Raw genomic sequence first — 20,978 nt, forward strand, 5'->3', positions numbered from 1 at the left:
TCATCCGGCCGGCCGTGTCCTAGGGTGCCGCCATGGACGTCGTGGAGGTCGTTCCCTCGCATCTGCAGTACGCGTTCACCTTCGGTGGCGTCGCGCCGCTGCGCCGGGTCACCCCCGGCACCGCGCTGCGGCTGTGGTCGGACGACGCGTTCTCCGGTGCCCTCCGCTCGGCCACCGACCTGTCCAGCGAGAAGGTCGACCTGCGCTACGTGAACCCGCAGACCGGCCCGTTCTGGGTCGAGGGCGCCGAGCCCGGTGACACCCTCGCGCTGCACTTCGTCGCGATGGAGCCGGCCCGCGACTGGGGTGCGTCCGCGGCGATCCCGTTCTTCGGTGGGCTCACCGGCACCGACCGGACGGCGACGCTGCAGGAGCCGCTGCCGGACACCACGTGGATCTACGAGCTGGACCGGGCGCGGAACACGGTCACGTTCGTGGCCCGGCACAGCGACCTGAGCATCGAGCTGCCGGTGGAGCCGATGCTCGGCACGGTCGGCGTCGCGCCGGCCGGCAACGAGGTGCGCAGCTCGCTGGTGCCCGACGCCTTCGGCGGCAACATGGACACCCCGCAGATGCGCCCCGGCTCGACGTGCTTCCTGCGGGTCAACGTGGCGGGCGCGCTGTTCTCCCTCGGTGACGGCCACTACCGCCAGGGCGAGGGAGAGGCCTGCGGCACCGCGGTCGAGGGCGCGATGACCACGACGGTCATCGTCGAGCTGGTCAAGGGCGGCGACTCCGCCGGCGGACCGGCCTGGCCCCGGATCGAGGACGACACGCACTGGATGACCGTCGGGTCCAGCCGGCCGCTGGAGGACGCCTGGCGGATCGGCCAGACCCAGCTGGTGCGCTGGTTCCAGGAGCTGTACGGCCTGCACGCGATGGACGCCTACCAGCTGCTCTCGCAGATCGTCGAGGTGCCGATCGCCAACGTCGTCGACGCGAACTACTCCGCCGTCGTGAAGGCCCGCAAGTCGCTGCTGCCGGGGGCTTCGGCCTACGGCGGCCTGCACGACGACCTGCGGCGCCGCGCCGCCACCCTGCGCTGACCCCACCCTGCGCCGCCCCACCCTGCGCCGACCCACCCCGCGCCGACCCACCCGGAAGGAACCTCCGTGGACCTGCAGCTGACCGGCTCCCGCGTGCTCGTGACCGGGGGTACCCGCGGCATCGGCCGCGCGATCGTCGAGGCGTTCGCCGCCGAGGGCGCCGCCGTCGAGTTCTGCGCCCGCAGCGCGGACGTCTGTGCCACCACCGCGGCCGCTGTCGGTGACCGGGTCACCGGGACGGCGGTCGACGTCGGGAATGCCGCCGCGCTGGCCGGGTGGGTCGAGGCGGCCGCCGGCCGGCTGGGTGGGATCGACGCGGTGGTCTCGAACGTCAGCGCGCTGGCGATCGGGGACGGCGAGGAGAACTGGCGCGCGTCCTTCGAGGTCGACCTCATGGGCACGGTGCGGCTCGTGACCGCGGCGCTGCCGCACCTGATCGAGAGCCGCGGGTCGATCGTGGCCATCTCCAGCGTCTCCGGCCGGGAGATCGACTTCACCGCCGGCCCGTACGGTGTGATGAAGGCCGCGATCGTGCACTACGTGCAGGGGCTGGCGTACCAGCTGGCCGCGACCGGGGTCCGGGCGAACACCGTCTCGCCGGGCAACACGTACTTCGAGGGCGGTGTCTGGCACCAGATCCAGACCGGTCAGCCGCAGTTGTACGCCGATTCCCTGGCGCTGAACCCGACCGGCCGGATGGGCACGCCGGCGGAGATGGCCCGGGCGGTGGTGTTCCTCTCCAGCCCGGTGTCCAGCTTCACCACCGGCACGAACCTGGTGGTGGACGGCGCGCTGACGAGGGGCGTGCAGCTGTGAGCTGAGTTGCCGCGGTCCGGGGGAAGATCACTTCCGGCGCTCGACGGGGCCCATCCGGGATCGCCTGTCGATAGGGTTCCTGCTTCGCGCACACCAGACCGGAAGTAGCCGATGCCCGAACTGCTGTTCGTCCTCCTGCTGGTCGCCCTCGTCGTGGCGGTGGTGGTCGCCGTTCGCGCCCGGCGGCGAGCTGCGCCGTCCCGGACGCCCCGCGTCGATCCGCTGGCCGACCAGCCCGCCGACTGGGACCCGCATGCCATCGGCGTCGGAGACGTGATCACCTACGCCGGCATCGACCACGTCGTCCGCGGGACGATCGCGCTGAGCGAGGGCGGGATGACCTGGCGCGAGCACCTGCTCGACGGGTCGACCGGTCGCCGGTGGCTCAGCGTCGAGGACGACGAGGGCGACCTGGAACTGACCCTGTGGATGCGCCGGGAGGGCACCGGCCTCACCCCGGACGGCGACGTCATCCTCGACGACCGGGTGCACCGCCGCATCGAACGCGGCCGCGCCACCTACACCGCCGAGGGCACCACGGGCACCCCGCCCACCGGGACCATGGACTACGCCGACTACGCGACGGCCGACCGCACCGGCCTCCTGGCCTTCGAACGCTGGGCCGACACCCAGTCCTGGGAGGTCTCCACCGGCCGGGTGGTCACGCCGGCCGAGCTGACCGTCTACCACTCGGCGCCCGGCGCATGACCGTCCATCTCCTGGACGTGACGCCGCGGGACGTCGCCGCTGACGCTCTCGGTCTGCTGCTGGATGCGCCCGCCCCCGAACCGCTGGCCGAGCTCGTGCTGCGCGACGGTCGCGGCGGGGTCCTGGTGCTCGGTGTCCTCGGTGCCTCGCACGTCGTGACCGCCACGACACCCGGTCACCGGCTGACCGAGCAGGTCTCCTGCGATGCCGTCGCCGCGGGAGGACAGCGGCTGCCGGCCAGCGCCCGATCGGGGGGCTACGAGATGTCCGCGACGATCACCTCCCTCCCCGCGGCGGACCTGGACGCCTCCGCCGCCCGGTTGCGCGCCCGCGCCCGGAGTGGAGCCGACTGGCTGTGCGGCACGTTCCCCGGCGCCAGCAGCGCGCTCACCGCGCTCACGGCCGGCCCGTTGCCGTCGGGCGGCTGGACCTGGTCGACCTGGCACCTCTACCCCGGCCCGCAGACCGGTGACCTGGTCGCCACCACCAGCCGGTGGTCGCCGTCGTGAGCCGCGCGCACCGACCGGGGGGCATCGCGGCCGCCCTGTTCACCGCTCTGCTCCTGCTGACCGGTTGCGGCGCAGGCAACGACGTCCGCGGTTTCCTGGACGACACGTACGAGCTGACCGACAACAGCGGCGACTCCCGGACCTACGCGTCCCCGGATCCCGTGGGCACCACGGCGACCGCGATCGTCGACGCGGCCCGGCCGGCCGAACGTCAGGCCGACGGCGGTAGCGAGTACCTCCGCTACGACGACGACATCGTCATCGTCAGCGCCGCCCCGGATGGCAGCACCGTCCGCATGGAGGACCTCGACGACCGCTACCGCAGCGGCTTCTACGCCTTCCTCGGCCCCGGCTTCCGTCCGGGCTCACCGGCCGCCGGCGGCGGCGACGGCGGCCCCGGGGACGGCAAGTGAGCCCCCGCATCCCCACCCTCAGGAGAGTGCAGTGACCTCGTTCGCCCTCGAATTCGGCACCATCGACGGCGGCGACCTCGGCCAGGGAGTGGTGGCCACGCTGCTGTTCTTCCTGGTCGGCGCCGCCGTGCTCAGCCTGGGTTTCCTGGCGCTCGACCTGCTCACGCCCGGCAACCTGCGCACCCAGGTCTACACGCACCACAGGCCGAACGCGGTGATCCTGCTGGCCGCCAACCACCTGGCCCTGGCCGTCATCGTGGTCACGGCGATCATGACCAGCTCCGACTCCCTCGGTCAGGGCCTGGTCGACTCCGCCGTCTATGGGTTCGTCGGCGTGGTCCTGCAGGCCGTCGCCCTGCGGGTGCTGGACCTGGTGGTTCCCGCCCGGCTGGCCGAGCTGGTCGACGAGCCGCACCTCAGCGCCGCCGCCTGGGCGGTCGCGGCCACGCTGCTGGCCGTCGGCGCGGTCAACGCCGCGGCGCTGTCCTGAGCCGGTGGCCGCCCCCGCGCCGCCGGTGAGCGAGGCCGCCACGGTGTCCGACGGGGTCGCCATCGGGCGGCGGTCCCGGCCGCTGCTGCTCGCCGCAGTGGCCGTCTGCGCGGCGTGCGGGCTGGTCTACGAGCTGGTCCTGCTGACCTTGTCGGCCAGCCTCGTCGGGGGTGGGATCACCCAGACCTCGCTGATCGTCGCGGGGTTCGTGGCTGCGCTGGGTGCCGGCGCGCTGCTGGTCAAGCCCTTCCTGGGACATGCCGCCGTCACGTTCGTCGCGGTCGAGATCCTGCTCGGCGTCGTCGGCGGCCTCAGCGCGGTCACGCTGTACGTCACCTTCTCCTGGTACGGCACCAGCGGGTCGGTGCTCGTGCTGGCCACCTTGCTCATCGGCGTCCTCGTCGGCGCCGAGCTGCCGCTGCTCATGACCCTGCTGCAGGCCGGTCGTCGGGCCGCCGACGCCCGCGGCACCGGGCGGCTGCTGGCCGACCTCAACGCGGCCGACTACGCCGGGGCGCTGCTGGGCGGGCTCGCCTGGCCGTTCCTGCTGCTGCCCCTGGCCGGGCAGATCCGCGGCGCGGCGCTCACCGGCCTGGTCAACGTGCTCGCCGCCGCCGTGGTCTCGGCGCTGCTGCTGCGGGCGCAGCTGAGCCCCCGCGCCCGGCGGTCCGCCGGCGCCGCCCTGCTGTGTGCCGCGACCCTCCTCGGCGTGCTGCTGGTCAACGCCCGGGAGATCGAGGTCACCGCACGGCAGCGGCTCTACGCCGACCCGATCGTCTCCGCCGGCCGGTCGGACCACCAGGAGATCGTGCTCACCCGGCGCGGCCCCGACCTGCGGCTGTACCTGGACGGCGACCTGCAGTTCAGCAGTGTCGACGAGTACCGCTACACCGAGGCGCTGGTGCACCCGGCGCTGGCCCGCGACCCCCGGCGCGTGCTGATCCTGGGTGGCGGCGACGGCCTCGCCGCCCGGGAGGTGCTCCGCCATCCGTCGGTCGCCGAGGTGGTGCAGGTGGAGCTGGACCCGGAGGTGGTGCGGCTGGCCCGGACCCGGCTGGCCCAGCTCAACCGGGGTGCGCTCGTCGACCCGCGGGTCGATGTCGTCCTGCAGGACGCCTTCCGGTGGCTGCGGAACGCGCCCCGGGCCGCCTTCGACGCGGTCGTCGTGGACATGCCGGACCCGGACACCCCGGTGCTCGGCCGGTTGTACTCCACCGAGTTCTACGGCCTGGTGCGCGGGGTGCTGGCCCCCGGCGGGCTGGTCACCGTGCAGGCCGGCAGCCCGTACTCGACCCCCACCGCCTACTCGCGAACGGTCTCGACGATCGCCTCGGCCGGCCTGCAGCCGACCCCGTACCACGTGCACGTCCCCAGCTTCGGCGACTGGGGCTTCGTGCTGGCTGCGGCCGGCGCGCAGCCTCCGGAGCTCACCCTGTCCGCGCGGAGCCCGGTGCTGCGGTCGCTGGACGCGGCCACCCTGACTGCCGCCGGGGTGTTCGCCCCGGACCGGCAGCCGCAGCGGCTCGAGCCGTCCACCCTGGACCGGCCGCGGATCGTGGCGGACCTGCGACAGGGCTACCAGGGCTGAGCAGCCGACGGCCCGCTCACCAGCCGCGCTCGCGCCACTCCGCGAGGTGCGGCCGCTCGGCGCCGATCGTCGTGTCCCTGCCGTGGCCGGGGTAGACCCACGTCTCGTCGGGCAGCGTTCCGAACAGCCGGGCCTCGACGTCGTCGACCAGGCTGGTAAACCGCTCCGGATCCTGCTGGGTGTTGCCCACCCCGCCCGGGAAGAGGCTGTCGCCGGTGAACACGTGCGTGCCCGCCCCCTCCGGCCCCCGCCACACCAGCGCGATGCTGCCGGGCGTGTGGCCGCGCAGGTGCACGACCTCGAGCGTCTGGTCCCCGACGGGGACCGTGTCGCCGTGCTCGACCGGCCGGCTCACCGGGACGGGGAGGTCGGTGGCGTCCGCCGGGTGGGCGACCGTCTCGGCGCCGGTCGCCTCGACGATCTCGGGGAGTGCCCGGTGGTGGTCCCAGTGCCCGTGCGTGGTGACGACGGTGCGCACGCCCGCGTCGCCGATCATCGCCAGCAGCGCCGGGGCGTCGGCGGCGGCGTCGACCAGCAGCGACTCCCCGGTCGCGGTGGCCGTCAGCAGGTACGCGTTGTTCGCCATCTCGCTCACCGCGAGCTTGGTGATGGTGAGCCCGGGCAGCTCCCGGGTGTCGGCAGGCCCGCCGACCTCGACGTCACCGGTGTAGGTCTGTGCGCTCATCCCGCTCCCGCCTGAGAACTGTCGGTGCTCCCGGATAGGTTCGACGGCATGGACGCTAGTGCAGCCCCCCGGCCGCCTGCGACGGGCGGCGGGGAGGACGCTGCGCCGGGCATCGTCGGTGCGCCCGCCACCGGGATCGCGGCCCGTGTGCGGTCCGGCGAGCTGTCCGCCGTGGCGGTGGTGCAGGCGCACCTCGACCACCTGGCGGCGGTGGAGAGCCGGATCGGTGCCTTCCGGGTCGTCCGCGCCGAGGCCGCGCTCGCCGAGGCCGCCGCGGTCGACGCGTCCCCGCGGCGAGCCGACCTGCCGCTCGCGGGCGTGCCCATCGCGATCAAGGACAACGTCGCCGTCGCCGGCGAGGTGGCCACCGACGGGTCCGCGGCGCACGACCCGTCGCCGGCCACCGCCGACCACCCGGTCGTCGCCCGGCTGCGGGCCGCCGGCGCGATCGTGCTCGGCATCACCCGCGTTCCGGAGCTGTGCCTCTACTCGGCCACGGACGGCCCCGGCACGGTGACCCGCAATCCCTGGGACACCGCGCGTTCTTCGGCCGGTTCCTCCGGCGGCAGCGCCGCGGCGGTGGCCGCCGGAGTGGTTCCCCTCGCCCAGGGCAACGACGGCATGGGCTCCCTGCGGCTGCCGGCCGCCGCGTGCGGCCTGGTCACGCTGAAGCCCGGCCGCGGCGTGGTCCCCGCCCTGATCGGTGCCGACAGCTGGTCGGGCATGGCCGAGAACGGTGCGCTGGCCACCACCGTCGCCGACCTCGCCCTGGCCACGGCGGTGCTGGCCGGCCGCCCACCGGCCGAGCCGGCCGCGCCCGGCCGGCCGCTGACCATCGCCGTCTCCACGCGGTCCCCGGTGGCCGGTGTCCGGCTCGACGCCTCGGGCCGCGCCGCGCTCGATGCCGTCGTCGCCGAACTGCGGGCGGCCGGGCACGTGGTCGTCCGGCGCGAGCCGGTGCTGCCGCCGTCCGCCGCGCTGGGCACCGTCGTGCGCTGGCTGGCCGGTGCCGACTCCGACGCCGAGGCGCTCGGCCTCGACCGGGCCGCCCTGCAGCCCCGCAGCCGGGTGCACGCCCGGCTGGGGCGGCTCGCCCGCCGGGCCGGGTTGCTACGGCCGCGCACCGCCGAGGCGTTCCGCGCCCGGATGACCGCATTCTTCACCGACGTCGACGTGCTCCTCAGCCCGGTCGTCAGCGGCCCGCCGCTGCCCGCACGGCCCTGGCACGAGCGCGGGTTCCTGGCCAACATCTCGGCCAACGCCCGCTGGGCGCCCTGGACGTCGGCCTGGAACCTGGCCGGCCTACCGGCCCTGGTGCTGCCCACCGCACCGCGTCCCGAGGGCACCCCGACGTCGGTCCAGTTCGTCGGGCCGGCAGGGTCCGAGACGCGACTACTCTGGCTGGCCGGAGAGCTCGAGCGCCGGCTGCCCTGGCGCCGGCACGCGCCTGTCTTCGATCCACTCGTCCCCGCCGGGAACACGGCGGGCTGACCGGGCACCGCCGCCCGGGTGCCGTCCAGCACATCGGGGAAGCGGCCCCGCGGGTACTCCGTTCCACCCAGCAACGAACCACTGCGACCGACAGGGATCACATGGACCGGCTCGTCGTCCGCGGCGCCCGCGAGCACAACCTCAAGGACGTCCACCTCGACCTGCCCCGCGACGCGATGATCGTGTTCACGGGGCTCTCCGGCTCGGGCAAGTCCAGCCTGGCCTTCGACACCATCTTCGCCGAGGGTCAGCGCCGGTACGTCGAGTCCCTGTCGGCCTACGCCCGCCAGTTCCTGGGCCAGATGGACAAGCCCGATGTCGACTTCATCGAGGGGTTGTCGCCGGCGGTCTCCATCGACCAGAAGTCGACCAACCGCAACCCGCGGTCGACCGTGGGCACCATCACCGAGGTCTACGACTACCTGCGCCTGCTCTACGCCCGCGCCGGCCAGCCGCACTGCCCCAACTGCGGCAAGCCGATCTCGCGGCAGACCCCGCAGCAGATCGTCGACCAGGTGCTGGCCATGGAGGAGGGCACCCGCTTCCAGGTGCTCGCCCCCGTGGTCCGCGCCCGCAAGGGCGAGTACGTCGACCTGTTCGGCTCGCTGCAGACCCAGGGTTTCTCCCGGGTCCGGGTCGACGGCACCGTGCACCCGCTCACCGAGGCACCGACGCTCAAGAAGCAGGAGAAGCACACGATCGAGGTGATCGTCGACCGCCTCACCGTCAAGGAGAGCTCCAAGCGTCGGCTCACCGACTCCGTGGAGACCGCGCTCGGCCTGGCCGGCGGGATGGTCGTCCTCGACTTCGTCGACCTGCCCGAGGGCGACCCGCACCGCGAGCGCACCTTCTCCGAGCATCTGGCCTGCATCGACGACGGACTGTCCTTCGAGGCGCTCGAGCCCCGCTCGTTCTCCTTCAACTCCCCGTTCGGCGCCTGCCCCGAGTGCACCGGCATCGGCACCCGCAAGGAGGTCGACCCCGAACTCGTCATCCCCGACCCGACCAAGAGCCTCGGCGAGGGCGCCGTGGCGCCCTGGGCCGGCTCGATGAGCAACGAGTACTTCACCCGGCTGCTCAGCGGCCTCTCGGACATGCTCGGGTTCTCGATGGAGACCCCGTGGGAGGAGCTGCCGGCCCGGGTGCAGAAGGCGGTGCTGCACGGTTCCCCCGACCAGGTGCACGTCCGCTACAAGAACCGCTACGGCCGCGAGCGCAGCTACTACGCCGCCTTCGAGGGCGTGCTGCCCTTCCTCGAGCGCCGCCACGAGGACACCGACAGCGAGTTCATGAAGGACAAGTACGAGGGCTACATGCGCGATGTCCCGTGCCCCGTCTGTCACGGGACACGGCTGAAGCCGGAGATCCTCGCGGTCAAGATGAACGGCCGGTCGATCGCCGAGGTCACCAACCTCTCCATCGGCGACGCGTCGGAGTGGCTGGGCGCGCTGGAGCTGGGCGAGCGTGAGCGCGCCATCGCCGACCGGGTGCTCAAGGAGATCCAGGCCCGGCTGTCGTTCCTGGTCGACGTCGGCCTGGACTACCTGTCCCTCGACCGCCCGGCCGCCACCCTGGCCGGCGGCGAGGCGCAGCGCATCCGGCTGGCCACCCAGATCGGCTCCGGGTTGGTCGGCGTGCTCTACGTCCTCGACGAGCCGTCGATCGGGCTGCACCAGCGGGACAACATCCGGCTGATCGAGACGCTGGTCCGGCTGCGCGACATGGGCAACACCCTGATCGTCGTCGAGCACGACGAGGACACGATCAAGAAGGCCGACTGGATCGTCGACATCGGCCCCGGTGCCGGCGAGCACGGCGGCGAGGTCGTGGTCAGTGGCACCTACGACGAGCTGCTCGCCAGCGAGCGGTCACTCACCGGCGCCTACCTGTCCGGGCGGATGGAGATCGTCATCCCCGAGGAGCGCCGCCGGCCCAGCCCCGGACGCGAGCTCGTCGTCAAGGGCGCCCGCGAGCACAACCTGCGAGGCGTCGACGTGACGTTCCCGCTGGGCTGCCTGGTCGCCGTCACCGGGGTGTCCGGATCGGGCAAGTCCAGCCTGGTCAACGACATCCTCTACACGGTGCTGGCCAATCAGCTCAACCGCGCCCGCCTGGTGCCCGGGCGGCACCGCACGGTCACCGGCCTGGACCAGCTCGACAAGGTCGTCGGGGTCGACCAGTCACCGATCGGCCGCACCCCGCGGTCCAACCCGGCGACCTACACCGGCGTCTGGGATCACGTCCGCAAGCTGTTCGCCAGCACCTCCGAGGCGAAGGTGCGCGGGTACCTCCCCGGGCGCTTCTCCTTCAACGTGAAGGGCGGGCGCTGCGAGGCCTGCTCCGGTGACGGCACGCTCAAGATCGAGATGAACTTCCTGCCGGACGTCTACGTCCCGTGTGAGGTCTGCAAGGGCGCCCGGTTCAACCGGGAGACCCTGGAGGTGCACTACAAGGGCAAGACGGTCGCCGAGGTCCTGGACATGCCGATCGAGGAGGCGGCCGACTTCTTCGCCGCCATCCCGGCGATCGCCCGCTACCTGCGCACGCTCACCGACGTCGGTCTCGGCTACGTCCGGCTCGGTCAGCCGGCGACCACGCTGTCCGGCGGTGAGGCGCAGCGGGTCAAGCTGGCCAGCGAGCTGCAGAAGCGGTCGAACGGCCGCACCGTGTACGTGCTCGACGAGCCCACCACCGGGCTGCACTTCGAGGACATCCGCAAGCTGCTGCTGGTCATCCAGGGCCTGGTCGACAAGGGCAATTCGGTCATCGTCATCGAGCACAACCTGGACGTGATCAAGAGTGCCGACTGGCTGATCGACATGGGCCCCGAGGGTGGCTTCCGCGGTGGCACGGTCGTCGCGGAGGGCCCCCCGGAGTTCGTCGCCTCCGTCCCGGAGAGCCACACCGGCCGCTTCCTCGCCCAGATCCTCGACGCCGACGCGGTCACCGCCGCGGCCGCGCCGAAGAAGCGGGTCCGCAAGAAGGCGAGCTGACCCGGCGTCCTGCTGACCTGCGTCCTCGTCACCACCGTCGGCCGTCACCGCGACGCGGGGGACGGCGTCGGCGGACCGTCGGTGCCCCGACCTAATCTGGAGCCATGCCCGACCCGTCCACGTACCGCCCAGCGGTCGGCAGCATCCCAGAGTCGCCGGGGGTCTACAGGTTCCGCGACCCGGGCGGCCGGGTCGTCTACGTCGGCAAGGCCAAGAGCCTCCGCCAGCGGCTGAACAGCTACTTCGCCGACGTCTCCGGCCTGCACCCGCGCACCCGGCAGATGGTCACCACGGCCGCGAGCGTGGAGTGGACGGTCGTCGGCACCGAGGTCGAGGCCCTCCAGCTCGAATACAACTGGATCAAGGAGTTCGACCCCCGGTTCAACGTCCGCTACCGCGACGACAAGAGCTACCCGTCGCTGGCGGTCACGCTGAACGAGGAGGTCCCGAGGCTGCAGGTCATGCGCGGCCCCAAGCGCAAGGGCGTGCGGTACTTCGGGCCCTACGCGCACGCCTGGGCGATCCGCGAGACCCTCGACACCCTGACCCGCGTCTTCCCGGCCCGCACCTGTTCGGCAGGGGTGTTCAAGCGGGCCGGCCAGATCGGGCGCCCCTGCCTGCTGGGATACATCGGCAAGTGCTCCGCGCCCTGCGTCGGGCGGGTCACCCCGGACGAGCACCGGCGGATCGTCGACGACTTCTGCGACTTCCTGGGCGGCCGCACCGACCAGATCATCCGCCGGCTGGAACGCCAGATGGCCGCGGCCGCGGCCGAGATGGAGTACGAGAAGGCGGCCCGGCTGCGCGACGACCTCGGGGCGCTGCGGCGGGCGCTGGAGAAGCAGGCCGTCGTCCTCGGTGACGGAACCGACGCCGACGTCGTCGCCTTCGCCCAGGACGAGCTGGAGGCCGCCGTCCAGGTCTTCCACGTCCGCGGCGGCCGGGTCCGTGGCCAGCGCGGCTGGATCATCGACAAGGTCGAGGACGTCAGCACCGGCCAGCTGGTCGAGCAGTTCCTGCTGCAGGTCTACGGCGGCGTCGACGATCAGACCGGGGTCGGGGAGGCCGGCGAGGCCGTGCCGCGCGAGGTGCTCGTCCCCGAGCTGCCCGAGGACGCCGAGGTCTACGCCGAGCTGCTCAGCGAGCTCCGCGGCTCGCGGGTGTCACTGCGCGTCCCCCAGCGCGGCGACAAGCGCAGCCTGATGGAGACCGTCGAGCGCAACGCCCAGGAGTCCTTCGCCCGGCACCGGGTCAAGCGGGCCAGCGACCTCACCGCCCGGTCCCTGGCCCTGTCCGAGATCCAGGAGGCGCTCGACCTCCCCGACGCGCCGCTGCGGATCGAGTGCATCGACATCTCGCACGTCCAGGGCACCAACGTGGTGGCCAGCATGGTGGTGTTCGAGGACGGCATGGCGAAGAAGTCCGACTACCGCCGGTTCGCGGTCGCCCAGGGCACCGACGACACTGCTGCGATGGCCGAGGTCGTCCGGCGCCGCTTCGCCCGGCACCTCAGGGACGAGGCCGACCGCCGCGACGAGCAGGGTGTGGCAGCCGAGGAGGGGCGGCCGCGCCGGTTCGCCTACCCGCCCAACCTGCTCGTGGTCGACGGCGGGGCGCCGCAGGTCGCCGCGGCCGGTCGCTCGCTGGCCGAGCTGGGCATCGTGGACATCGCGGTCTGCGGCCTGGCCAAGCGCATGGAGGAGGTCTGGCTGCCCGACGACCCCGACCCGGTGATCCTGCCGCGCACCTCCGAGGCGCTGTACCTGCTGCAACGCATCCGGGACGAGGCGCACCGGTTCGCGATCACCTACCACCGGCAGAAGCGCTCCAGCACCATGCTGGTCTCACTCCTGGACGACGTGCCGGGGCTGGGCGGCACACGGCGAAAGGCACTGATGAAGCAGTTCGGGTCGCTCAAGCGCTTGCGGGCCGCCACCGTCGACGAGCTCACGGCGGTGCCGGGCATCGGCCGGCGCACGGCGGAGGCCGTGCTCGCCGCGGTCGCCGAGCCGACGCCCGGGGCACCCGGTGCCGCGGCGGGGGAGATGGCGGGGGAGACGGCGGAGATCGGGCGCGTCCAGCCGGCCGCCGGGGCCGGCACGTGAGCGAGCGAGCGAATGAGCACAGCAGCGCCGCGAACGCGGCCGACGAGCTCCGGCGAGGAGAACCCGTGAGCGCCGCAGGCGAGGGCGCGGTGCCGCTGGACGACCGGGGCGCGGGCCCGCAGCGCGACGTGCCGCCGTCCGCCGACGGGGCATCCACCGAGGTCGCCCCGCTGGATGTCGTCGTGGTGACCGGGCTGTCCGGGGCGGGGAAGAACTCCGCCGGCCGGGTGCTGGAGGACCTCGGCTTCTTCGTCGTCGACAACCTGCCGCCGGCGCTGCTGCAGCCGATGGTCGAGCTGGGCGCCCGCGGTGACGTGCGCCGGTTCGCCGCGGTCGTCGACGTCCGCAGCCGGGCGTTCTCCACCGACCTGCAGGAGTCCATCCGGCTGCTCGACCACGCCGGGCACCGGCCACGGGTGGTCTACGTGCACGCCCGCAACGAGGTGCTGATCCGCCGGTACGAGTCGGTCCGCCGGGAGCACCCGCTGCAGGGCAGCGGTCGCCTCATCGACGGCATCGACGCCGAGCGCGAGCTGCTCACCGGCATCGCCGGTGAGGCCGACCTGTGGATCGACACCAGCGACCTCAACGTGCACCAACTGCGGGCGACACTCGAGTCAGCGTTCATCGAGCACGGTGCACCCCCGCAGGTGGTCGCCACGGTGCTCAGCTTCGGCTTCAAGTACGGCCTGCCGCTGGATGCCGATCTCGTCGTCGACGCCCGGTTCCTGCCCAACCCGCACTGGGTCCCCGAGCTGCGGCCGATGACCGGCCGCGATCCCCAGGTGCGCGACTACGTCCTCAGCCAGGACGACGCCGGCGCGTTCCTCGACCGGTACACCGAGGTGCTGCGCCTGCTGGTTCCCGGCTACCGGCGCGAGGGCAAGCGCTACCTGACCCTGGCCGTCGGCTGCACCGGCGGCAAGCACCGCAGCGTCGCCATGGCCGAGGAGTTCGCCCGGCGGCTCACCGCCGAGGGCGTCGCGGCGACCGCACAGCACCGCGACCTGGGCCGCGAGTAGTGGATGACCTCCGGGTGGTCGCGCTGGGCGGAGGACACGGCCTCGCCGCGTCCCTGGCCGCCTGGCGGGAGCTCACCGGGTGCCTGACCGCCGTCGTCACCGTCGCCGACGACGGTGGGTCCTCCGGGCGCATCCGGCGGGAGATGCCGGTCCTGCCCCCCGGCGACCTCCGGATGGCGCTGGCCGCCCTGGCGGGTGACCACGCCCGCACCCAGGAGATGGCCGCGCTGTTCCAGCACCGGCTGGGCGGCACCGGTGCGCTCGCCGGCCACCCGGTGGGCAACCTGGTGCTCACCGGGCTCACCGAGATGTACGGCGGGGACACCGTGCGCGCCCTGGATGTCATCGGTCGCCTGCTGGGAGCCCGCGGCACGGTGCTGCCGATGGCCGACGTGCCGCTGGACCTGGTCGCCACGGTGGCCAGCGTCGACCCCGACGACCCGGAGCGGTTCCGCCGGATCCGCGGGCAGGTGGCGATCGCGGCCACGCCGGGCCGGGTGCAGGACATCCAGCTGTCACCTCCGGACCCGCCGGTCTCCGACGCCGTCGTGGCGGCGATCGCCGCCGCCGACGTGGTCTGCCTGGGGCCGGGGTCCTGGTACACCTCCGTGCTGCCGCACCTGCTCGTCCCGCGGCTGCGGGACGCGCTGGAGGCCACCCGGGCCAAGGTGATCGTCGTGCTCAACCTCGAACCGCAGGCCGGCGAGACGGACGGGTTCTCCCCGGAGGAGCATCTGAACGTGCTTCTGGGACACTTGGGAGGCGTGTCGTTGCACACGGTGATCGCCGATGCGGCTGCGGTTGTTGACCGGCGTGGTCTGCTGTCTGCTGTGCAGGGATGTGGAGCGGAGCTCGTGCTGGCGCATGTGGCCGCGTCGGACGGCACGCCGCGGCACGATCCTGTGCGGCTCGCCACCGCGCTGGCCTCCGTGGTCGGCGCGCGGTGAGCCGCGGAGGAGCGGCCGACCGGTCCGGGGCCGGCACTCAGGGGGAAGGAAGACCGCGCATGGGAACCACACGCAGCTCACGATCCGGTCGCACCGGGGCGACACGGAGGTGTCCGACGTGGCGATGACGGCGATGGTCAAGGACGAGCTCTCCCGCGTGGAGTGCACCAAGACCTCCGAGCGCAAGGCCGAGGTGACGGCGCTGCTGCGCTTCTCCGGTGGCCTGCACATCGTCGGTGGCCGGGTGGTCATCGAGGCCGAGCTGGACACCGGCTCGGTGGCCCGGCGGCTGCGGCGCGACATCAGCGAGGTCTACGGCTACACCAGCGGCGTGAGCGTGCTCGCCGGCGGCAACATCCGCCGCGGCGTGCGGTACCTGGTGCGCATCGCCAAGCACGGGGAGGGGCTCGCCCGGCAGACCGGCCTGGTCGACCAGCGCGGCCGTCCCGTGCGCGGCCTGCCGCCGGCCGTCGTCTCCGGTGGCATCGGCGACGCGGAGGCCGCCTGGCGCGGGGCCTTCCTCGCCCACGGCTCGCTGACCGAGCCGGGGCGCTCCTCGTCGCTGGAGATCACCTGCCCGGGGCCGGAGGCGGCCATGGCGCTCGTCGGCGCCGCCCGCCGGCTGGGCATCGCGGCGAAGGCGCGCGAGGTCCGGGGCACCGACCGGGTCGTCGTCCGTGACGGCGACGCGATCGGCGCGCTGCTGACCCGGATGGGTGCGCACGACGCGGTCATGGCCTGGGAGGAGCGGCGGATGCGCCGCGAGGTCCGGGCGACGGCGAACCGGCTGGCCAACTTCGACGACGCGAACCTGCGCCGCTCGGCCCGCGCCGCGGTGGCCGCCAGCGCCCGGGTGGAGCGCGCCCTGGAGATCCTCGCCGACGACGCCCCCGAGCACCTGCTGGTCGCCGGCCGGCTGCGCCTGGAGTTCGGGCAGGCCTCCCTGGAGGAGCTCGGTCAGCGCGCCGACCCGCCGATGACCAAGGACGCCGTCGCCGGCCGGATACGCCGGCTGCTCGCGATGGCCGACAAGCGCGCCAAGGATCTCGGCATCCCCGACACGGAGTCCGTCGTCACCGACGACATGCTGGCCCAGTAGTAGAAGGACCACCCTTCCCCCCACGCCTCGCAGGCTCGGCGCGGGCCCCTGAAGGGTGGCCGGGACCAACGGCCCGGGTCCCGAGGGGGCCGGGCCGGGCTGCGGCAGGGCCGATAGGCTGACCCGGACATGTGGCCGCGCGCACGCGCTGCCACCGGTGCGCAGCTCGGGCTCATGGAGGTCAGCAGTGACGGTACGGGTGGGGATCAACGGGTTCGGCCGGATCGGCCGCAACTTCTACCGGGCGGCCGCCGCCAGCGGCGCGGACATCGAGATCGTGGCGGTCAACGACCTGACCACCCCGGAGACGCTCGCGCACCTGCTGAAGTACGACAGCATCCTGGGCAAGCTGGCCGAGGACGTCTCGGTCGTCGGCGACGGCATCAAGGTCGGCGGCACCACCATCAAGGTGCTGGCCGAGCGCGACCCGGCCAACCTGCCGTGGGGTGAGCTGGGCGTCGACGTGGTCGTCGAGTCGACCGGCTTCTTCACCAAGGCGGCCGACGCCCGCAAGCACGTCGATGCCGGCGGCGCCAAGAAGGTCATCATCTCCGCGCCGGCCACCGACGACGACCTCACGATCGTCATGGGCGTCAACCACGAGCAGTACGACGGCACGCAGACGATCATCAGCAACGCGTCCTGCACCACGAACTGCCTGGCCCCGCTGGCCAAGGTGCTCAACGACGCCTTCGGCATCGAGCGTGGCCTGATGACCACGATCCACGCCTACACCGCCGACCAGAACCTGCAGGACGGCCCGCACAAGGACCTCCGCCGCGCCCGCGCCGCCGCGCTGAACATCGTCCCGACCTCCACCGGTGCGGCGAAGGCCATCGGCCTCGTGCTGCCCGAGCTCAAGGGCAAGCTCGACGGCTACGCGCTGCGCGTCCCGGTCCCGACCGGCTCCGCGACCGACCTCACCGTCACGCTGTCCCGCGAGGTCACCGTCGAGGAGGTCAACGCCGCCTACAAGGCCGCTGCTGACGGCCCGCTGGCGCCCTACCTGGTCTACACCGACGCGCCGATCGTCTCCTCCGACATCGTCACCGACCCGGCGTCGTGCATCTACGACTCCGGCCTGACCAAGGTCTTCGGCAACCAGGTGAAGGTCGTCGGCTGGTACGACAACGAGTGGGGCTACTCCAACCGCCTGGTCGACTCCGTCGCGCTGGTGGGCAGCAAGCTCTGATGAGGTCCGTCGACGAGCTCGTCGCTGACGGGGTGTCGGGTCGGCGCGTGCTGCTGCGCGCCGACCTGAACGTCCCCCTGGACAAGGCCACCCGCGAGATCACCGACGACGGCCGGATCAAGGCCAGCCTGCCGACGATCTCGGCGCTGCGCGACGCCGGTGCCCGGGTCGTCGTGGCCGCCCACCTGGGCCGGCCCAAGGGCGAGCCGGACCCGCAGTTCTCGCTCGCCCCGGTGGCCGCCCGGCTCGCCGAGCTGCTCGGCACCCCGGTGCCGCTCGCGGCCGACGTCGCCGGCCCGGACGCCACGGCCCGGGCCGCGGCGCTCGCCGACGGCGAGGTGCTGATGCTGGAGAACGTCCGGTTCGAGGCGGCTGAGACCAGCAAGGACGACGCCGCCCGCGGCGAGCTCGCCGACCGGCTGGCCGGCCTGGCCGAGCTCTACGTCGACGACGCCTTCGGGGCGGTGCACCGCAAGCACGCCTCGGTGTTCGACGTCGCCGAGCGGCTCCCGCACGCGGCCGGCCGGCTGGTCGCCCGCGAGCTCGAGGTGCTCGACCGGCTGACGGAGAACCCCGAGCGGCCCTACGTCGTCGTCCTCGGTGGCTCGAAGGTCAGCGACAAGCTCGCCGTCATCGAGGCGCTGCTGCCCAAGGTCGACACCCTGCTGGTCGGCGGTGGCATGTGCTTCACCTTCCTGGCCGCACATGGCCACGGGGTGGGCGGCTCGCTGCTGGAGGCCGACCAGGTCGACACCTGCCGCCGGCTGCTGGCCGAGGCCGGCGACCGCCTGGTCCTGCCGGTCGACGTGGTCTGCGCCCCGGAGTTCAGCGCCGACGTCGAGACGACCGTCGTCCCCGTCGCGGAGATCCCGGACGGGCAGCTGGGGCTGGATGTCGGCCCGCGGACGGTCGAGCTCTTCGCCGGGAAGCTGGCCGGGGCGCGCACGGTGTTCTGGAACGGGCCGATGGGCGTGTTCGAGCTCGCTCCGTTCACCGCCGGCACCCGCGGGGTGGCCCAGGCGGTGGCGGACGTCGACGGGCTGTCCGTCGTCGGCGGTGGCGACTCGGCGGCCGCGGTGCGGCAGCTCGGGCTGGACGAGTCCGCCTACGGCCACATCAGCACCGGCGGCGGCGCGTCGCTGGAGCACCTCGAGGGCCGGGAACTCCCGGGCCTCGCGGTGCTGGCGAACTGAGGAGGCGGGCATGGCACGCACGAGCAAGGCCCGCGCTCCCCGGGAGGGTCGCCGTCCGCTGATCGCCGGCAACTGGAAGATGCACCTCACGCACCTGGAGGCCATCGGCCTGGTGCAGAAGCTGGCCTTCTCGCTGAAGGAACCGCAGCTGGAGGCGGCCGAGGTGGTCGTCGTCCCGCCGTTCACGGCCCTGCGCAGCGTCCAGACCCTGATCGCCGGCGACAAGCTGGAGATCGGGTACGGCGCGCAGGACCTGTCGGCGCACGATTCCGGCGCGTACACCGGTGAGGTCAGCGGCGCGATGCTGGCCGCGCTGGCCTGCCGGTACGTGCTGGTGGGCCACTCCGAGCGGCGCGCGCTGCACGGCGAGGACGACGCGATCGTCGCCGCCAAGGTGCAGGCGGCTCTCCGGCACGGCCTCGTCCCGGTGCTGTGCGTGGGGGAGGGTCTCGACGTCCGCCGGGCCGGGGAGCACGTCGGCCACTGCACCGGGCAGCTCGACGCCGCCCTCGAGGGGCTGGCGGCCGACCGGCTGCAGGAGCTCGTGATCGCCTACGAGCCGGTGTGGGCGATCGGCACCGGTGAGGTCGCCACCCCCGATGATGCGCAAGAGGTCTGTGGGGCGCTGCGCGCGCGGCTCGCCGAGCGATACGGCCCGGAGACGGCGGCGGTGGTCCGTATCCTCTACGGCGGGTCGGTCAAGGCCGGCAACACCGCCGGGATCCTCGCCGGGCCGGACGTCGACGGGGCCCTCGTCGGCGGGGCCAGCCTGGACGCCGACGAGTTCGCGTCCATCTGTCGGACCGCCGCCGACGGCAGCTGAGCTGCCGCCGGCCCGAACCGGGGCGGAGCAGCACCCAGTTGAACAGCCGTACCGAGCACGCGCCGGCCCGCCCCCGCACCCGCCGGGGGGCGGGCCGGTGCGTTGCCGCGCTGGCCTGCCTCCTGCTCGTCGCCGGGTGTGGCGGCGGCAACAGTGGCGCGGCCGGCGTCCCGACCCAGGTGGGTGAGCCGGACGCGGGGGTGGGCGGCGTCCGCGCCCCGTCCGACGCGGCCGGCGGCACCCTGCGGCTGGTGACGGGACCACTGGACAGCCTGGACCCGCAGCGGTCCTACCTCCCGGGGGTCTGGAACCTGATGCGGCTCTACGTCCGCACGCTGGTCACCTACTCGTCCGAACCCGGCCACACCGACGAGCTGGTGCCTGACCTGGCCACCGACCTGGGCACCAGCCCGGACGGCGGCCGCACCTGGACCTTCACGTTGCGCGAGGGAGTGCGGTTCGAGACCGGGCAGCCGATCACCTCACGGGACGTCAAGTACGGCATCGAGCGGTCGTTCGCCTCGGACGTCGTCGTGGGCGGGCCCACCTACGTCGTGGACCTGCTCGACGACCCGGCCGACCCCTACGCCGGCCCGTACCAGGACGAGTCGCCCGGCCGGCTGGGGCTGCCCTCCATCGCCACCCCCGATGACCGCACCATCGTCTTCACCCTCCGCACTCCGTCGCCGGACTTCCCGTTCGTGATGGCGCTGCCCTCCTCGAGCCCGGTACCCCTCGATGCCGACACCGCCGGTGACTACGGCCGGGACCCGGTCTCCACGGGCCCCTACGCGATCACCTCGGTCGACCCCCAGGTCGGCGTCCGGCTGGCCCGCAACCCGCAGTGGGACCCGGCCACCGACGACGTCCGCACCGCGTTGCCCGACGAGGTGCTGGTGCGCACCGGCCTCACCGCCGTCGCGCGGGACCAGGCGCTGCTGGCCGGGTCGGCCGACATCGACCTGTCCGGCACCGGGGTGCACCAGGCGACCATCAGCCGGCTCGACGACGGCGACCTGGCCGCGCGCATCGACGACGTGACCAGTGGCGCGATCCGGCTGCTCGCGCTGCCCACCACCGTCGCGCCGATGGACAACCCGCACTGCCGGGCAGCCGTGGCCGCCGTCGTCGACCGGTCGGCGGTGCAGGACGCTCTCGGCGGCGCGCAGCACGCGGTGCGGGTCTCGCAGCTGTGGCCGCGGGCACTGGCGGGGGCGCCGGAGGACCCGGACCCGGAGCCGGACCTGGCCGCCGCCCGGGAGGCGCTGGCCGCCTGTGGCAAGCCCGACGGGTTCGGCACCGTGCTGGCGGTGGCCGACGCGACCACCAGCGTCGCTGTCGCGGAGTCCCTGGCCGCGGACCTCGCCGAGGTCGGCATCCAGGCCGAGGTCCGGCCGCTGGACCCGGCGACCTACTACGCCGCCGGCGTCGGTAAGCCGGACGCGGTCACCGCCGCCGGCTACGGCCTGGTCATGGCCACCTGGACGGCCGACTTCCCGACCCCCCCGTCGTTCCTGGTGCCGCTCGTCGACGGGCGCTCCATCAGGGCGGTGGGCAACACCAACTACGCCCGGCTGGCCGACCCGGGGGTCAATGCGCTGGTCGACGCCGCCCGGGCGGCCCCGGATCCGGCGGCGGCCACCGACGCCTGGTGGCAGGTCGCGGCCGCGGCGGCGGCCACCGGGGCGTACGTTCCGCTGGCGGAGAACAGGGTGCAGCTGCTCGCCGGGCAGCGGCTGCGCAACGGCGTGGTCATGCGGCCGTACAGCAGCTACGACGTCGCGACCGCCGGTGTTCGCTGAGCGGGCGTGACGCCGGTGCCGGCTGACCCCCGTCGGTTAGGCTGGACCGTCGAGAG

Annotated in this window: 18 protein-coding genes; 17 read left to right on the forward strand and 1 reads right to left on the reverse strand. The window is 73.4% G+C overall.

The features are described from left to right. The first annotated feature begins 32 nt into the window (after positions 1-32). The 7 genes from ACYVG5_RS03245 (at position 33) to ACYVG5_RS03275 (ending at position 5,570) form a co-directional block, all read left to right on the forward strand. Complete coding sequence (locus tag ACYVG5_RS03245) at positions 33-1,046, forward strand: acetamidase/formamidase family protein (protein ID WP_222046547.1); 1,014 nt, start codon at positions 33-35, stop codon at positions 1,044-1,046. Between the two features lie 66 nt (positions 1,047-1,112). Further along, positions 1,113-1,862 carry an SDR family NAD(P)-dependent oxidoreductase gene (locus tag ACYVG5_RS03250; protein WP_222046549.1) on the forward strand — a complete coding sequence of 250 codons (750 nt, stop codon included), beginning with the start codon at positions 1,113-1,115 and terminating at the stop codon, positions 1,860-1,862. A 111-nt stretch (positions 1,863-1,973) separates the two neighbouring features. Next, entirely contained in the window at positions 1,974-2,570 is a 597-nt protein-coding gene (locus ACYVG5_RS03255; protein WP_222046551.1) for a DUF4178 domain-containing protein, read from the forward strand. Beyond that, positions 2,567-3,079: a DUF2617 family protein gene (locus ACYVG5_RS03260; RefSeq protein ID WP_222046553.1), complete on the forward strand. Its 513-nt coding sequence runs from the start codon at positions 2,567-2,569 to the stop codon at positions 3,077-3,079. Before ACYVG5_RS03255 ends, ACYVG5_RS03260 begins: the two co-directional genes overlap by 4 nt. Continuing rightward, complete coding sequence (locus ACYVG5_RS03265) at positions 3,076-3,492, forward strand: DUF4247 domain-containing protein (protein ID WP_460682959.1); 417 nt, start codon at positions 3,076-3,078, stop codon at positions 3,490-3,492. The genes ACYVG5_RS03260 and ACYVG5_RS03265 overlap by 4 nt, the downstream gene beginning before the upstream one ends. Positions 3,493-3,523: 31 nt before the next feature. Next, positions 3,524-3,982 carry a DUF350 domain-containing protein gene (locus ACYVG5_RS03270; RefSeq protein ID WP_222046555.1) on the forward strand — a complete coding sequence of 153 codons (459 nt, stop codon included), beginning with the start codon at positions 3,524-3,526 and terminating at the stop codon, positions 3,980-3,982. 4 nt (positions 3,983-3,986) lie between these two features. After that, positions 3,987-5,570, forward strand: coding sequence for a polyamine aminopropyltransferase (locus tag ACYVG5_RS03275; RefSeq protein WP_460682960.1), 1,584 nt, complete (start codon positions 3,987-3,989; stop codon positions 5,568-5,570). 16 nt (positions 5,571-5,586) lie between these two features. Here ACYVG5_RS03275 and ACYVG5_RS03280 read toward each other — a convergent pair whose 3' ends face one another. After that, positions 5,587-6,255 (reverse strand): MBL fold metallo-hydrolase, encoded by a 669-nt coding sequence (locus tag ACYVG5_RS03280; RefSeq protein WP_222046557.1) that lies wholly within the window; start codon positions 6,253-6,255, stop codon positions 5,587-5,589. Positions 6,256-6,303: 48 nt separating this feature from the next. Between ACYVG5_RS03280 and ACYVG5_RS03285 the strand changes: the two genes are divergently transcribed. The 10 genes from ACYVG5_RS03285 (at position 6,304) to ACYVG5_RS03330 (ending at position 20,922) form a co-directional block, all read left to right on the forward strand. Continuing rightward, positions 6,304-7,746 (forward strand): amidase, encoded by a 1,443-nt coding sequence (locus tag ACYVG5_RS03285; RefSeq protein WP_222046559.1) that lies wholly within the window; start codon positions 6,304-6,306, stop codon positions 7,744-7,746. 101 nt (positions 7,747-7,847) lie between these two features. Beyond that, entirely contained in the window at positions 7,848-10,739 is a 2,892-nt protein-coding gene (uvrA, locus tag ACYVG5_RS03290; RefSeq protein WP_222046561.1) for an excinuclease ABC subunit UvrA, read from the forward strand. 104 nt (positions 10,740-10,843) lie between these two features. Then, a complete protein-coding gene (gene uvrC, locus ACYVG5_RS03295; protein WP_246629818.1) occupies positions 10,844-12,844 on the forward strand; it encodes an excinuclease ABC subunit UvrC in 2,001 nt (666 codons plus the stop codon). Between the two features lie 65 nt (positions 12,845-12,909). Next, entirely contained in the window at positions 12,910-13,866 is a 957-nt protein-coding gene (gene rapZ / locus ACYVG5_RS03300) for an RNase adapter RapZ (RefSeq protein WP_460682961.1), read from the forward strand. Then, positions 13,866-14,813: a uridine diphosphate-N-acetylglucosamine-binding protein YvcK gene (locus ACYVG5_RS03305; protein WP_222046563.1), complete on the forward strand. Its 948-nt coding sequence runs from the start codon at positions 13,866-13,868 to the stop codon at positions 14,811-14,813. The genes rapZ and ACYVG5_RS03305 overlap by 1 nt, the downstream gene beginning before the upstream one ends. Before the next feature lie 124 nt (positions 14,814-14,937). Then, entirely contained in the window at positions 14,938-15,912 is a 975-nt protein-coding gene (gene whiA / locus ACYVG5_RS03310) for a DNA-binding protein WhiA (protein ID WP_246629886.1), read from the forward strand. A 187-nt stretch (positions 15,913-16,099) separates the two neighbouring features. After that, entirely contained in the window at positions 16,100-17,104 is a 1,005-nt protein-coding gene (gap, locus tag ACYVG5_RS03315) for a type I glyceraldehyde-3-phosphate dehydrogenase (protein WP_222046566.1), read from the forward strand. Then, positions 17,104-18,297: a phosphoglycerate kinase gene (locus tag ACYVG5_RS03320; RefSeq protein ID WP_222046568.1), complete on the forward strand. Its 1,194-nt coding sequence runs from the start codon at positions 17,104-17,106 to the stop codon at positions 18,295-18,297. The genes gap and ACYVG5_RS03320 overlap by 1 nt, the downstream gene beginning before the upstream one ends. Before the next feature lie 10 nt (positions 18,298-18,307). Beyond that, on the forward strand, positions 18,308-19,120 hold the full coding sequence (gene tpiA, locus ACYVG5_RS03325) for a triose-phosphate isomerase (RefSeq protein WP_222046570.1): 813 nt from the start codon (positions 18,308-18,310) through the stop codon (positions 19,118-19,120). 38 nt (positions 19,121-19,158) lie between these two features. Next, positions 19,159-20,922, forward strand: coding sequence for an ABC transporter substrate-binding protein (locus tag ACYVG5_RS03330; RefSeq protein WP_222046572.1), 1,764 nt, complete (start codon positions 19,159-19,161; stop codon positions 20,920-20,922). The last annotated feature ends 56 nt before the right edge of the window (positions 20,923-20,978 follow it).

This window comes from Modestobacter lapidis (assembly GCF_054780755.1).

What these genes read in the sequence shown, in the direction of transcription:
- tpiA (WP_222046570.1), top strand. Translation starts at nt 18,308, where the DNA reads ATGGCACGCACGAGCAAGGCCCGCGCTCCCCGGGAGGGTCGCCGTCCG.
- uvrA (WP_222046561.1), top strand. Translation starts at nt 7,848, where the DNA reads ATGGACCGGCTCGTCGTCCGCGGCGCCCGCGAGCACAACCTCAAGGAC.
- ACYVG5_RS03245 (WP_222046547.1), top strand. Translation starts at nt 33, where the DNA reads ATGGACGTCGTGGAGGTCGTTCCCTCGCATCTGCAGTACGCGTTCACC.
- ACYVG5_RS03320 (WP_222046568.1), top strand. Translation starts at nt 17,104, where the DNA reads ATGAGGTCCGTCGACGAGCTCGTCGCTGACGGGGTGTCGGGTCGGCGC.
- ACYVG5_RS03285 (WP_222046559.1), top strand. Translation starts at nt 6,304, where the DNA reads ATGGACGCTAGTGCAGCCCCCCGGCCGCCTGCGACGGGCGGCGGGGAG.
- whiA (WP_246629886.1), top strand. Translation starts at nt 14,938, where the DNA reads ATGACGGCGATGGTCAAGGACGAGCTCTCCCGCGTGGAGTGCACCAAG.
- ACYVG5_RS03280 (WP_222046557.1), bottom strand. Translation starts at nt 6,255, where the DNA reads ATGAGCGCACAGACCTACACCGGTGACGTCGAGGTCGGCGGGCCTGCC.
- uvrC (WP_246629818.1), top strand. Translation starts at nt 10,844, where the DNA reads ATGCCCGACCCGTCCACGTACCGCCCAGCGGTCGGCAGCATCCCAGAG.
- ACYVG5_RS03260 (WP_222046553.1), top strand. Translation starts at nt 2,567, where the DNA reads ATGACCGTCCATCTCCTGGACGTGACGCCGCGGGACGTCGCCGCTGAC.
- ACYVG5_RS03255 (WP_222046551.1), top strand. Translation starts at nt 1,974, where the DNA reads ATGCCCGAACTGCTGTTCGTCCTCCTGCTGGTCGCCCTCGTCGTGGCG.